16 protein-coding genes are annotated in these 12,843 nt (G+C 61.5%); 9 read left to right on the top strand and 7 right to left on the bottom strand.

All coding sequences use genetic code 11. From position 1 onward, the window contains the following. Positions 1 to 85 precede the first annotated feature (85 nt). A complete protein-coding gene (locus ACWTU9_RS16700) occupies positions 86 to 382 on the top strand; it encodes a type II toxin-antitoxin system RelE/ParE family toxin (protein WP_455859238.1) in 297 nt (98 codons plus the stop codon). 8 nt (positions 383 to 390) lie between these two features. Further along, complete coding sequence (locus tag ACWTU9_RS16695) at positions 391 to 699, top strand: HigA family addiction module antitoxin (RefSeq protein ID WP_455859237.1); 309 nt, start codon at positions 391 to 393, stop codon at positions 697 to 699. A 34-nt stretch (positions 700 to 733) separates the two neighbouring features. On the opposite strand, the gene ACWTU9_RS16690 is transcribed toward ACWTU9_RS16695, so the two are convergent. Beyond that, the gene (locus tag ACWTU9_RS16690) at positions 734 to 2,113 is read right to left on the bottom strand and encodes a serine hydrolase domain-containing protein (RefSeq protein ID WP_455859236.1); all 1,380 of its coding nucleotides are present in this window, start codon (positions 2,111 to 2,113) and stop codon (positions 734 to 736) included. A 310-nt stretch (positions 2,114 to 2,423) separates the two neighbouring features. Between ACWTU9_RS16690 and ACWTU9_RS16685 the strand changes: the two genes are divergently transcribed. The 3 genes from ACWTU9_RS16685 to ACWTU9_RS16675 all read left to right on the top strand — a co-directional run bounded on the left by ACWTU9_RS16685 (position 2,424) and on the right by ACWTU9_RS16675 (position 4,898). Continuing rightward, entirely contained in the window at positions 2,424 to 3,227 is an 804-nt protein-coding gene (locus ACWTU9_RS16685) for a glycoside hydrolase family 25 protein (protein WP_455859235.1), read from the top strand. Positions 3,228 to 3,337: 110 nt separating this feature from the next. Continuing rightward, positions 3,338 to 4,483: a lytic murein transglycosylase gene (locus tag ACWTU9_RS16680; RefSeq protein ID WP_455859330.1), complete on the top strand. Its 1,146-nt coding sequence runs from the start codon at positions 3,338 to 3,340 to the stop codon at positions 4,481 to 4,483. Between the two features lie 31 nt (positions 4,484 to 4,514). Further along, positions 4,515 to 4,898 (top strand): hypothetical protein, encoded by a 384-nt coding sequence (locus tag ACWTU9_RS16675; RefSeq protein ID WP_455859234.1) that lies wholly within the window; start codon positions 4,515 to 4,517, stop codon positions 4,896 to 4,898. Positions 4,899 to 4,916: 18 nt separating this feature from the next. Here the strand turns inward: ACWTU9_RS16675 and ACWTU9_RS16670 are convergent, their stop codons facing one another. Together ACWTU9_RS16670 and ACWTU9_RS16665 are read right to left on the bottom strand one after the other, a co-directional pair. Then, a complete protein-coding gene (locus ACWTU9_RS16670) occupies positions 4,917 to 5,294 on the bottom strand; it encodes a hypothetical protein (RefSeq protein ID WP_455859233.1) in 378 nt (125 codons plus the stop codon). A 97-nt stretch (positions 5,295 to 5,391) separates the two neighbouring features. Beyond that, the gene (locus ACWTU9_RS16665; RefSeq protein WP_455859232.1) at positions 5,392 to 6,612 is read right to left on the bottom strand and encodes an alanine racemase; all 1,221 of its coding nucleotides are present in this window, start codon (positions 6,610 to 6,612) and stop codon (positions 5,392 to 5,394) included. Positions 6,613 to 6,818: 206 nt separating this feature from the next. On the opposite strand from ACWTU9_RS16665, the gene ACWTU9_RS16660 reads away from it, so the two are divergent. Next, positions 6,819 to 7,736 carry a DMT family transporter gene (locus ACWTU9_RS16660; protein WP_455859231.1) on the top strand — a complete coding sequence of 306 codons (918 nt, stop codon included), beginning with the start codon at positions 6,819 to 6,821 and terminating at the stop codon, positions 7,734 to 7,736. A gap of 397 nt (positions 7,737 to 8,133) precedes the next feature. Here the strand turns inward: ACWTU9_RS16660 and metF are convergent, their stop codons facing one another. After that, the gene (gene metF, locus ACWTU9_RS16655) at positions 8,134 to 9,051 is read right to left on the bottom strand and encodes a methylenetetrahydrofolate reductase [NAD(P)H] (RefSeq protein WP_454589733.1); all 918 of its coding nucleotides are present in this window, start codon (positions 9,049 to 9,051) and stop codon (positions 8,134 to 8,136) included. Then, positions 9,051 to 10,073: an ArsR/SmtB family transcription factor gene (locus ACWTU9_RS16650; RefSeq protein ID WP_455859230.1), complete on the bottom strand. Its 1,023-nt coding sequence runs from the start codon at positions 10,071 to 10,073 to the stop codon at positions 9,051 to 9,053. Before ACWTU9_RS16650 ends, metF begins: the two co-directional genes overlap by 1 nt. Positions 10,074 to 10,239: 166 nt before the next feature. Here ACWTU9_RS16650 and tsaA point away from each other — a divergent pair, with 166 nt between their 5' ends. Both tsaA and ACWTU9_RS16640 read left to right on the top strand, forming a co-directional pair. Further along, positions 10,240 to 10,746, top strand: coding sequence for a tRNA (N6-threonylcarbamoyladenosine(37)-N6)-methyltransferase TrmO (gene tsaA / locus ACWTU9_RS16645; RefSeq protein WP_455859229.1), 507 nt, complete (start codon positions 10,240 to 10,242; stop codon positions 10,744 to 10,746). After that, positions 10,743 to 11,057 (top strand): DUF2293 domain-containing protein, encoded by a 315-nt coding sequence (locus tag ACWTU9_RS16640; RefSeq protein ID WP_455859228.1) that lies wholly within the window; start codon positions 10,743 to 10,745, stop codon positions 11,055 to 11,057. Before tsaA ends, ACWTU9_RS16640 begins: the two co-directional genes overlap by 4 nt. A 74-nt stretch (positions 11,058 to 11,131) precedes the next feature. Here the strand turns inward: ACWTU9_RS16640 and ACWTU9_RS16635 are convergent, their stop codons facing one another. Continuing rightward, on the bottom strand, positions 11,132 to 11,362 hold the full coding sequence (locus ACWTU9_RS16635) for a hypothetical protein (RefSeq protein WP_455859227.1): 231 nt from the start codon (positions 11,360 to 11,362) through the stop codon (positions 11,132 to 11,134). Positions 11,363 to 11,638: 276 nt separating this feature from the next. Here ACWTU9_RS16635 and ACWTU9_RS16630 point away from each other — a divergent pair, with 276 nt between their 5' ends. After that, on the top strand, positions 11,639 to 11,833 hold the full coding sequence (locus ACWTU9_RS16630) for a hypothetical protein (RefSeq protein WP_455859226.1): 195 nt from the start codon (positions 11,639 to 11,641) through the stop codon (positions 11,831 to 11,833). Between the two features lie 566 nt (positions 11,834 to 12,399). On the opposite strand, the gene ACWTU9_RS16625 is transcribed toward ACWTU9_RS16630, so the two are convergent. Continuing rightward, positions 12,400 to 12,681, bottom strand: coding sequence for a hypothetical protein (locus ACWTU9_RS16625; RefSeq protein WP_454574862.1), 282 nt, complete (start codon positions 12,679 to 12,681; stop codon positions 12,400 to 12,402). Between the last annotated feature and the right edge of the window lie 162 nt (positions 12,682 to 12,843).

Genomic DNA, 12,843 nt, shown 5'->3' with positions numbered 1-12,843 from the left:
CTGCGAGCATGAGCGGCACCAACTGCGAGCGCATTGCTACGTGTCCCACTGAGTGGTACATTACCTTGATGCTTGGACGCATGCGATGATCGTCGGCTTTAGAGACGGATGGCTACGGGCTTTCTTTGTGGACGACATCCACTCCCGCAACATCCCGTCCGATCTCGAAGGCCGCTTGTTTCGCAAACTCCAGATGATCGACGACGCGATGACTGACCAGGATTTACGGGTGCCGCCCTCCAATCATTTCGAGAAGTTGCGTGGCAACCTTGAAGGCTTCCATTCGATCCGCGTCAACAAGCAATGGCGGCTGGTCTTCCGCTGGGACGGTGGCCGCGGCGAGGCGTCGGAAATCTATCTCGACGACCACAGCTATAGATGAGGTGAGACATGTTGATGACCGCGCGCAAGCCCGCAACGGTTGGCGAAATCCTCTCGGAAGAATTCATGCAGCCGCTCGGCCTGACACAGGCAGCTTTGGCCGAAGCGATGGGCGTCCAGCGCAAGCACGTGAACGAGTTGTGTAACGATCGCCGAAATGTGACGGCAGCGACCGCGCTCATTCTGGCGCGAGTGTTCGGCAACAGCCCGGATTTCTGGCTGAACGTCCAACGCCGCAACGATCTTTGGCAAGTCATGAATTCGCCCGACGAACGAGCGCGTGTCGATCGCGCCAAACCGTTGCCGACCGCCGCGTAGGGAAGTTTTTGCGGCGGTCGAGCGTCACATTCCTCTAATGCAGCGCCTTCACCAGCGCGCCAAGCATCACCTGCGGCCGGTAGCCGAACTTCGCCGGCGTCAGCCCGAGCCGCACCACCACCAACTGCTCCGACGGGACGATGGCGACCGTCTGGCCGTCATGGCCCTCCATCCAGTACGTGTCCTTGGGCAGGCCGGCGGCGACGCCGGCGCCTGGGTTTTCCTCGTCGCCCGGCGCCTCGATCCACAACTGGCCCTTGCCATAGACCTTCGAGGCCGGCGCCGGCTCGCGCATCCAGTCGACGAAACCGGCCGGTAGGATCTGGTTGCCGTTCCACACGCCGCCTTGCAGCAGGAACTGGCCGAAGCGCGCCCAGTCATGCCCCGTGGCATAGAGATAGGATGAGCCGACGAAGGTGCCCTCTTCGTCAGTTTCGAGTACCGCGCTCTGCATGCCGAGCGGCGCGAAAAGCGCCGTCCTTGGCCACGCCAGCGCCTTGTCCTTGTCGCCGATAGCGCCCTGCCAGAGCCGCGACAGCATCACCGCCGTGCCGCTCGAATAGGAAAAGATCTTGCCGACCTCGCCGGTCAGCGGCTTGGATTCGGCAAAGCCCGCCATGTCGGGCTCAAGATAGAGCATGCGCGTCACGTCGGCGACGTCACCATAATCCTCGTTGAATTCCAGCCCGCTCGACATCGCCATCATGTCGGCGAGACTGATGGCGGCGCGGCCGTCCGCCTTCCAGGGGCCGAACAAGCCCTGGTTCGTCATCGCCATCTTGCCGTCCTTGACCAGCGTGCCGACGAGCGCGGCGTTGACCGTCTTGGTCATCGACCAGCCGAGCAGCGGCGTCTTCGCCGAAAAACCGTCGCCATAGCGCTCGGCGACGATGCGGCCGTTCTTCACCACCACCACAGCCCGCATGCCGATACCGGTCATCCGTGCATCGTCGAGGATCTTGCCGATCTCCGGATTCTGCGAGGCATCGACCCGATCTCCCTCAGGCCACAGATCGCCCTTGGTGGCCGCCGACGCTTCGGCAGGGATTGTCGTGCGCCGTACTTTGCCGACATCACCATCGGGAACGGAGGCGCAGCCCAAGCCGTCGCGAGCGACGGCAACGCTCTTGCCGAAGAAGCCAAGCAGCCCGGCCGAGACGGTCCCCCTATTCTTGTCGACCGACACTTTCATCAGCCTGAGCAGCGGATGGCCGGGCGCCTGCACATCGACAGCCAGCACCTCGTTGGGGTCACGTCCGGCGATAAAAACATTCGAGCAGACGATCTTGGCCGAGTAACCGGAGCCGACGCGGATCAGTTCGGGCGGCGCGATGTAGAGCCAGGCAAACAGGGCGGCAACGGCCAGCAGGACCAGGCCGAGCAGCCATTTGATGATCTTCACGACGATACGCATCACCCGTCCCTGCTTTTCCGCTGCCCGGTGGCTTCCGGCTCGATGTATGTCATCGATTTGCCGCCATTGCTTCCGCAAAATCGGTGTTCTTGTCGAGCGCCGTCAACCTGTTATCAACCATGATCGGCGATCACTGGTGCATGTCGCCCAAAAGTGCACGGCGGTTTTGGGACAACGACATGCACGAGAATAGAGAATCAGGCGATGCTGTGGGGCGATCGTCTGAGGGCTGGTACGTGCTATCAAAGGCACCGAGGGGCCACCCGCAACAACCCAACAGCGACCGGCTGATTCCGGCTCGGGAAATGCGATGCGCCGTTTCGCGGCCCTCATCACGTTGACGCTGCTGGCCGCCTGCTCGACCGCCGGCGATCTCGTGCCGTCGATGTCGCCATCCTCGTCCAGCAGCCCGACGGTTGTGGTGCGCGCACCGCGCTTCGAAGACTCCAAGCCGCATGAATGGGACAGCGGCGCTCCCTGGAACTACGCCGTTCACGGTACGGATGTCTCCAAATACCAGACCTCGGTCGACTGGCCGACAGCTAAGGCCAGCGGCATCTCCTTCGCCTTCATCAAGGCAACCGAGGGCGGCGATCGTTTCGACGAGTATTTCAACGAGCATTGGGCCCGCACCAAAGCCAATGGCATTCCGCGCGCGGCCTACCATTTCTTCTATTTCTGCACGCCGGCCGCCACCCAGGCGCGCTGGTTCATCGAAAACGTGCCCGTCGACCGCTCGGCCATGCCGCCGGTGCTCGACATGGAATGGAACCCGAAATCGCCGACCTGCCGGCTGCGCCCGGATTCGGCCACGGTGCGGGCGGAGATGACCACCTTTCTCGAAATCGTCGAGCGGCACTACGGCAAGAAGCCGATCATCTACACCTCGGTCGACTTCTTCGATGACAATGAGCTCGCGACTTTCCGCGGCTATCCCTACTGGCTGCGCTCTGTCGCCGGCCACCCCCGCCAGAAATATGGCAGCCACCCCTTCACCTTCTGGCAATACACCGGAACCGGCATCGTTCCCGGCATGACCGGCAAGTCCGACATCAACGTTTTCAACGGCAGCGAAGCTTCGTGGAAAAAGTGGCTGCGGCAGAACACCCGTTGACACCGGCTCTGCCGCCTGCTTTTCGACGTCCCATGCGCACCGACTTGCAATCACCGGGATATCAAGGCCGCAAACAGGCGGGTGGCCGGCTGCGTTCTGCGCTGGTTGCGATGCTTTTGCTGACGGTCATGCCGGCGGCGGCGCAGGAATGCGGCGGCGACTTCGAAGCCTGGAAACAGGGGGTGGCGGCGGAAGCCAAGGCTGCCGGTGTCGGCGCTGTCGGCCTCGACGCGCTGGAAGCCGCCACCATCGACGACAAGGTGCTGGCGCGCGATCGCGCCCAGGGCGTCTTCGCCCAGACCTTCATCCAGTTCTCCAACCGCATGATCTCGGCCTACCGGCTGAAGCAAGGTGCGGCAAATCTGAAGAAATACGCCGACGTCTTTGCCCGCGCCGACCAGCAGTTCGGCGTCCAGGCGCCGGTCATCACCGCCTTCTGGGGGCTGGAGACCGATTTCGGCGCCGTGCAGGGTGATTTCCACACGCTGAGCGCCTTGGTGACGCTGTCGCACGACTGCCGCCGCCCGCAACTGTTCCGCCCGCAACTGGTGCCGCTGTTGATGCTGATCGATCGCGGCGTCGTTCCGGCCGACGTCGCCGGCGCCTGGGCCGGCGAGGTCGGCCAGACTCAGATCCTGCCCTCCGACTATCTGGCGCGCGGTGTCGACGGTGATGGCGACGGCATCGTCGACCTCAGGCGCAGCGTGCCCGACGTGATCATGACCACGGCCAACAAGGTGCTGTCGCGCGGCTGGAAACGCGACCAGCCCTGGATCGAGGAAGTGCGCGTGCCCGAGGATATGCCGTGGGAGCAGACCGGCCGCACCAACAGGCTGCCGCTGTCGCAATGGGCCGCATGGGGCGTCACCAACCCCGACGGCACGCCGCTGATCGACAACGGCCTGAAGGCCGGCCTGGCGTTGCCGATGGGCCGCAAGGGCCCTGCTTTCCTCGCCTATGACAATTTCGACGTCTATCTCGAATGGAACCAGTCCTTCACCTACGCGCTGACCGCCGCCAACTTTGCCACACGGTTGGCCGGGGCAAAGCAGTTCGATCCGCGCAATCCCGAAACCGGGCTCAACGGCGACCAGATGAAGCAACTGCAGACCAAGCTCGAGGCCAGGGGCTATGACGTCGGCACCGTCGACGGCATCCTGGGCACCAACACCCGCGAAGCCATCCGCAAGGAACAGATGCGGCTTGGCCTGCCCGTCGACGGCTGGCCGACGCCGGAGCTTTTGGGCAAGCTGTAGCCGTTGACGTCATCACGTCAGGGAGCCGTGCATGAGCCGTTTCGATCCAAAGAACAGCTACACGCCTTCTACCACACCTCTGAAAACATGGGCTGATATCGAGGCATTCTATGTCTCGCTGACCAGGGAAGCGTTCGACCAACAGCCGATGGTCGATCTCGTTCGCCATATCGGAGCCAAATACACCGAGGGCAGATTCCACGCGCTCACCTCGATGCAAACGCTGGTCGTCAGTGTGAACAATCCTATCGAACTCGGCCGCGAAAACCTGCGGGTCGACTATCTGCACAACGACGGCAGTTGGGAGTTCAACTACTTTTCCAAACCGTTCAAGCCAGCCGAATTCACCAGACGCTACGCGGCGTCACTGGGAAACGAGAAGTTCGACAATTTCCTCGAGATGATCGGTTGGTAGAAAACGGTATCCGATTGCCTACCGAATGTTCTGCGTTGCGTAGTAAAAATTCTTCATGTGGCAGGTCAGCGCTTTCACACCCGGCTTTAAATACTTCTTTATTCCTGCCTTGTAATCCGCCTCGCCAGTTGTCGACCAAGCATAGTTGTAACGGACTTGGTACGGAACCAGTTGGTAGGTGAATTTCATCGACGGCTGTCCATCGACAATACCACACTTCACGCCAGTAACGAGCCCATTGTGCCCGAAAGACCTCACGCTTTTAGAAAAAGATTCAATTCTGTCCAGCCTGATCCAATCCGTCTGGTTTGCGCTTGCCGGGTTTGAAAACAAAATGAGAGAAGTGAGACCCACTGACGCAATGCAGCGAAGCTTCAAAGTAAATTTGTTTTTCATGTTGCCCCCAATCAATGAGCGCAACAAAGCATAAATAATCCCCACTTCCAACCTATATTCAGCACGCAGGTTGTCGCTGTCGCAATATTAGCACTACCTAATCCGCCATCGTCTCCAAACTTGCAAACCCCTGCGGAGCGTCACCCTCGTCGAACGGCGTCGTCACCTCGACGAAGGTGTCGGGATAAAAGCCGTTGAAACGGGTTCTCAGCGACAGCGAATAGGCGCCGATATGGCCGATCTCGATCCAGTCGCCGGTGTCGACGGTTTCCGGCAGCCAGAAGGGGCGGGACAGAATGTCGACGGAATCGCAAGTTGCGCCGCAGACCTTGAACGGCACGATGTTCTTCTCCTCGCCATTGCGCGAGCGGATCGCCGGATCGGGAATGAAACGCGCCGGCAGCGTGATCTTGCCGGTCCATGAATCCGACAGCGACGCCCAGATGCCGTCATTGATGTAGAGCCGCTTGCCCTTGCGCAGCAGCACGCGCACGATCAGCGACAGGCAGCGCGCCACGATCACCCGGCCGGGCTCGGCCACGAGCGGTATCTGGTCGAACTGATATTCCCTGAGGTCGCCCGACAGCCGCGACATGATCTGGCCGAGCGACGGCATCTCGATCTGCTTGCGGTTGGGATCATGGCCATATTCGGCGGGAAAACCGCCCCCGACATCGAGACCGGCAACGTCGAAGGTCAGCCGGTTGCGCACCCAGTCGGCCGAGGCTAGCGCCCGCTCATAGGTGTCGGGATCCTCGATCTGGCTGCCGACATGGAAGCAAAGCCCAACCTTGTAGCCAGTGCGGTTGAGCCGCTCGGCAAGCTCAACCGCATAGGCCGGCCCGGCGCCGAATTTCTTCGACAGTTCGTAGGCCGCCGACCCCTTGGTCTGGATGCGCACGAACACGCTGATGGCGCCCGGATCAATGTCGAGCGCCCGCACCACTCGCGTCAGCTTGGTGATCTCGTCCTCATGATCGAGCGAGATGACGCGGATGGCGTATTTCTCCAGCGCCAGCTTGATGTCCGACTGCGCCTTGACCGGATGCATGTAGAGCATTTCGGCATCAGGCGAGACCGCGCGCACGGCGGCGAATTCGCCGGGCGAGGCCACGTCGAAGGCAGTGACGCCGGCTTCGACCAGTGCCTTCAGCACGATCTGCTCGCCATTGGTCTTGACCGCATAGGCGGTCTTGCCGGGAAACATGCCCATGAATTGTTTGGCATCCGCCTTCAGCACCTGCGGGCGAAAGCAGTAGACCGGGTCGTCCGGACGAAGCGCCAGCGCCGCCTCGCGGGCATTCTCGAATCGCTGCATGGACGAATCCCCTAACTTCTCGGCTGCGCACAATTAATCCAAGCTAGCGGCTAAAGAAAACAATTCTGTGTCTGGTGGGCGCTTCGGTTAGCGTCGGATCGAGCGTTTGCCAACGATCAGGTTTCGGGTGGCCCTTGTCGCCGAACCCGATATGCCTTCTGCCTGAGCGGCTGGCATCCATGCCGTCTTGGGGAGGATATTTCACAATGGCAATAGCCACTACGGCCGTGCCGCGCGGACCGATGACGCTCAGGGACTGGGGCCAGCTTCTGCTCCTCGGCGCCATCTGGGGCGGCTCGTTCTTCTTTGCCCGCATCGCCGTTGCCGAGATGCATCCGCTGGTGCTGGTGCTGTTTCGCGTCGCCATCGCGGCCATAGCGCTTCAGCTCTATCTTGCCATTCGCGGCCCGTCCTTCCGCCTTGCCCTGCCGCATGCCGGCCTGTTTTTCCTGCTGGCGTTTGCCAACAATGTCGTGCCGTTCACACTGATCTTCGCCGGCCAGACCGCGCTTGGCGCCGGCGTCGCCTCGGTGCTCAACGCAACGACGCCGTTCTGGACGCTGATCCTCGCCAACGCGCTGACATCGGACGAAAAACTGTCGTGGAACAAGCTTGCCGGCATCGGGCTCGGCATTGCCGGCACCGCCGTCATGATCGGCCCCGGCCTGCTTGCCGGGCTTGGTGGCCCGGTCTGGGCTAAGTTCGCGCTGATCGGCGCCTCGCTGTCCTACGCCGTTGCGCTGATGATTGCCCGCCGCTTCAAGGGCGTGCCTTCGCCCGTCATCGCCACCGGACAATTGACCGCGTCGACCATCATCATGATCCCGGTGGTGCTGTTCACCTACGGCCCGGCCGGCCTGTTCTCGGCCTCGCCGCCGGTCTGGGCGGCGGTGCTTGCGCTGGCGCTGTTGTCCACCGCCTTCGCCTACATCCTCTATTTCAACCTGGTCGCCTCGGCCGGCGCCACCAACGCCTCGCTGGTCACGCTCATCGTCCCGGCCAGCGCCATACTGCTCGGCCTACTGTTCCTCGGCGAACGGCTCGCGCTGTTCGAGTTCTGCGGCATGGCGCTGATCGCCTTCGGGCTGGTGACGATCGACGGACGGTTGTTCGGTCGGCGCTAGAACTGGTCTGGTAGCGCTGCCATGCCACGCTTCCGCCACAGCCCCGTCACAATTTATTCACAGCCCGCCAACGGGGATTTGCCGAAGAGTTTCAATACCTAACGCCAAATAGCAGGTCGCAAAATCCACAATCGCGTCGCATTGCAGCATATTTTCCGCTTGCCTGTGGCACAAATGACCCTAGACTCCGCCCATAGCTCTTTCATAGAGGAGGCTATGACATGGGACTCACGAGGCCAATCAACGCATTGATGATCTGTGCTGCATTCGCATTTATTGGCGCCCTTATCATAGGCGTTCTTCCGTAACCGCCAGAGCGGAAGAAGACAGCACCAAAATAGTCTAAGCTATTCGAAAGGCCGGGTTTTTCGCCCGGCCTTTTGCATTTCAGCTCAAATCAAGCTGCCGCCGACCCCGCCACTTCCGCCTCATGCGAGCGGATGCCGATCATATGGCAGATGGCGAACACCAGATCGGCGCGGTTCATGGTGTAGAAGTGGAAGTCGCTGACGCCGCGCTCGACCAGGTCGAGCACCTGCTCGGCCGCCACCGCCGACGCCACCAGCGCATGCGTTTGTGGGTCGTTTTGCAGCCCTTCGAAACGCTCGGCCAGCCATGCCGGCACCAGCGCGCCACAGCGTGCGGAGAAGTTGGCGACCTGGGTGAAATTGTGCACCGGCAGGATGCCGGGCACGATCGGGATGTAGATGCCGGCGCGCCGCGCCTTCTCGACGTAACGCTCGTAGAGATCGTTGTCGAAGAAGAACTGGGTGATCGCCCGCGTCGCGCCATTGTCGGCCTTGCGCTTCAGCATGTCGAAGTCGGTGGCGAAGTCGGGGCTTTCCGGATGCTTTTCCGGATAGGCCGAGACCGAAATGTCGAAATCGCCGGCATCCTTCAGCGCCCCGACCAGTTCGGCGCCATTGGCATAGCCATCGGGATGCGGCCGGTAGGCGGTGCCGACACCCGCCGCCGGATCACCGCGCAAGGCGACGAAGCGCCGGACGCCCATTTCGGCGAATTCTCGGACCACGGCGTCGACCTCATGGCGCGCGGCGTCGACGCAGGTCATGTGCGCCGCTGGCGTCAGCGTCGTCTCGTTGAGGATGCGCTTGACCGTGCGGGCCGTGCGTTCGCGTGTCGAGCCGCCGGCGCCATAGGTCACCGAAACGAATTTCGGCTTCAGCGGCTCGAGCCTGGTGACGGTATCCCAGAGCCTGGCTTCCATCTCGTCGGTCTTTGGCGGGAAGAACTCGAAGGAAACGCGGACCTTGTCGCCAATGTCGGGACGGCGGGAAAAGCGGAACTGGTTCATCAGGCGGTTTCCCCAATCTGGTATGCTTTGGCCGGTAGTGTGTCGTTTGAAGGCTCGGCGATCAGCATGCGGCGATCGCGGCCGAGCCACAGCTTGACGGTGAGCCTGGCTTCGTTGCCGCCGCGCGGCTCGAACTCCTGGGCATCTTCGAGGTCGAGTCCGGCCTCGGCGAACCACTCCGATATCTGCCGGTCGGAAAAGCCTAACCGGACATGCGCATGCTGGTCGCGCAGGAATTCCAGCGCATGCGGCGCGAAGTCGACGATCACCAGGCGGCCCGCCGGGCGCAACAGCCTCGCCGCCTCGCGGATGGCGCGTGCCGGGTCGTCGAGATAGTGCAGCACCTGATGGATGGTGACGAGATCGAACGCGTCGCGCTCGACCGGCGGTGCGAAGATGTCGCCCTGGCGAACCTGCGCGTTCGAAACGCCGGCCTTGTCGAGATTGGCGCGCGCCACCGTCAGCATCTCGCGCGACATGTCGATGCCGACGCCGCGCCGGTAGAGCGGCGAGAAGATTTCAAGCAGCCGCCCGGTGCCGGTGCCGAGGTCGAGCATGGACTGGAACGGTCGCTTGCCGACCAGCTTGAGGAGTGCGGCTTCCACTGCGCGATCCGGCACATGCAGCGAGCGGATGTGATCCCAGCTGGCGGCGTTTTCGGAGAAATATTCGGCCGCACGGTCCTGCCGCTTGCGCTTGACGGCAGCCAGCCGTTCGAGATCGCGCTCGACCTGCGGATCGGCACCGCGAATGCCCGAGACCAGACCCATGACGAAGTCGCGGGCGGAATCCGTGTCCGACAGCCGGAAGAATGCCCAGGAGCCCTCCTGGTAGCGGCCGATCAACCCTGCTTCCATCAGCAGCTTAAGATGGCGCGACACGCGCGGCTGCGACTGACTGAGTATCTCGGTGAGATCGGACACGGTAAGATCGCCGCGCGACAGCAGCGTCAGGATGCGCAGGCGGCTCGATTCGGCCGCCGCCTTGAGCGTATCCACCATCGTATCGAGCGAAACATGCATGGGCGCGGTCCCATTGAAAAAGATATAAACATATGTTTATGTCGATTTCGACTGGCTGGCAAGGCCTATGTCGCTTCCTGACAAGAAAATGCCGCACACGTGATCCCTGCCTCGGGGAGCCGCTTTTCCGTGACGATGGTCGCGAAACATGTGGTAGAGGCGAAACATGTTCGAGACGCGTGACGGCGAAAAGCTCCTGCAGGTCGATCCGGCCGATATGCCGCCGGATGGCCAAGTCGTGTTCATCGGCCGCGTCGCCTCGCCATGGACTTCAAGGGAAAGCTGCCCGAAGAACATGCGCGCGGCCCGCGAGACCGGACAGGCGGCGACGGTTCTGATCGACCCCGCCTTTCGCGACGGCCTGCTTGCCCTGGAGCGCGCCAGCCACATCGTAATCCTGTCCTGGCTGCATCACGCGCCGCGGAGTCTGATTGTGCAAAAGCCGCGCCATGCGGCTGAGCCGAAAGGGGTTTTCTCGCTGCGCTCGCCTGCCCGGCCGAACCCGATCGGGCTGCATGTCGCCGGGCTGATCGCCGTCGACATCGGCAGCGGCCGCATCGATATCGACGCCATCGATGTGCTCGACGGAACGCCCGTCATCGACATCAAACCCTATTTCGCCTCGACCGACGCCTTTGCTGAGGCGACCATTGCCGGGCGCGACGAGAAATGAGCGCGCCAACCGGCCGCCGCCGCGCCATCGCCAAGGCGCTGACCGCGCTCCTGCCGCTGGCGCCCTATGCCGACATGGAGAAAATCCGTGCCGAAGCCGGCGCGGTGCACATGAAGACGCTGCCGCCTGGCATTGCGGTGTGGCTGGCGACGATCGCCCATATCAGGCACGGCCATACCCACTATGAAAAGCTGCTGGCCGAGGGCTATGACCGCGACTCGGCGCGTTTTTTCGTCATCGAGCAGACCAACATGGTGCTGACGCGCTGGCGGGCAACACGCCTGCTCGAAGCCGATGATGAAGAAGAATGAAGCCGCTACGGCTATTGCCGGGTCAGCACGGCGACAGCGTTGTAGGGCTGGCCGTCGGCCTAGGGCCGCGCGAGCTACGTCTCACTTTCGATACGTTCAGCGATGGCAAACGCCTGTAGATGCTTGGCCTTGGCGGCGTCTTCTGAGTTGGCGATAATCGAATAGAACGCTGCGCGAGTTATGTCTTTTCTGGAGGCCTTTGGGTGCACCGCCTTCACGGCCTTGACTAGTTCCTTCGGCGCCATCGCCGGGGTCGCTATCCGTGCGAGCGTGGCGGCGACATCGTGCAAATCTGAAGTTTTCATAGAGGTCTCCTCCTTTCCAAAATTAGGAACGCTGGAACGCGGCTGGGGGGACATTGCCTAGGAATTCATTCGGTCGTCATGTTGGGGCGGCAAAATCGCAAGTACTGATACCTCTCAGTGGTTCCCAAGACAAACTGCCCGGCTCCTTCGGCTGGGCATTTTTTTGGGCCCAAGTCTGGCTAACTTCGATTTGCAAGCCGGAAATCGTCGTCCCCCTATTGCAACAAAACGCCAAGCCTCCACGTTCCCCCTGACAACCGCCCCAAGGAGCGCGATTTGCCGACATATCAGGTTGAAGAAATGAGCGGTGACGAGGTCACGGCAACCCACGTGATCGATGCCAAAACGCCGTTGCGGGCGGCACGGGATGCGACTGAACGTGACGTGACCCTGCGCACACACGAGACCGTGTGGATCAGAGTGGCCGACGAGAAACGAGGGCATATTTTCGAGTACACCTTCAGTCTGTAGCAGGCGGCCCCCTGGCGGCTATTGGAGGGTCCGCGCCTCACAGCCGGCGGGTCACTTAGCGCGAGCTTTATTAGTTTCGGAAGATTTTAACGAATCATTGACCGCGCTGTCCCAGAATGAGACGGCGCGGTCAAAGTGCCCACGAGGCTGCGCAGGCGGCTCCGGCAACTCACCCGCCACAGTGTGTCGGAGCCGCTCCCACCATTTGTTATACCAGCAATGGTTGAACCAACGGTTACGACACGGGCTTTCCGATACGTTATCCCGGTCGTTACGATTGCGCAGAGTTTACAGTTTCCGAGGCTTAGGCTCGTTCTTCGCGTATCAGCACTAGGGTGCGCATCGACTCGTGCTCGCGGCGTCAACCTCAACCGTCCAATCGTCATTGCGCTTGTGCCTTACGAAATCGCAACCACGCAAAGCCTCCCGAAACGTCTCCGGGTCAATGCCCGCCGCGTTCAGAGTGATATAAGTCCGCCAAATGCAAAAGGCTTTCCACCCTTTGGTTGCGTCATTCGTTCATTTGGTTGTATTCCGCCAGTACTAGCGGGCGCGTATACCTTCCTTCAGCCGGCGCCGCCATCTTGATGCCCCTGCCGGTTAGGCCCGGTGCTTACTGGCCTACCCGCCCCAGGTGCCGGGCCGCTGCTTCCGATAAGTGCCTCAAGTTCACCCAGCGTAAATTCAATCTGGTATCGGTATTTCGAATCTTCCGAGTAAATGCCCTCTGCTTCGATCGTTATCACCGGGCCGCCAGTTCCAGGTTTGACATGGCCGTCGATCAAAGGTCGATCGAAGATGGTTCGAGAAGTTCCTTCCCGTTTGGCAGGCCCGACCAGCATCCGCATTTGCTTTACCCCGTTCCGTCGTTCGCGATGAAGTGGCGGACCCTCACCCACCCCCAACCATGTCTTCTCTATGCAATTGCGGTGCCAAATAACTGACCCCATTTGGGTCACCAAAGGCCGCCGGCCGAAGAAGCCTGCCGCTCCATTCACGGCAGCGGCAGG

It is taken from the genome of Mesorhizobium sp. 128a (assembly GCF_053848025.1).
This window is presented reverse-complemented; position numbering and strand designations above follow the sequence as displayed.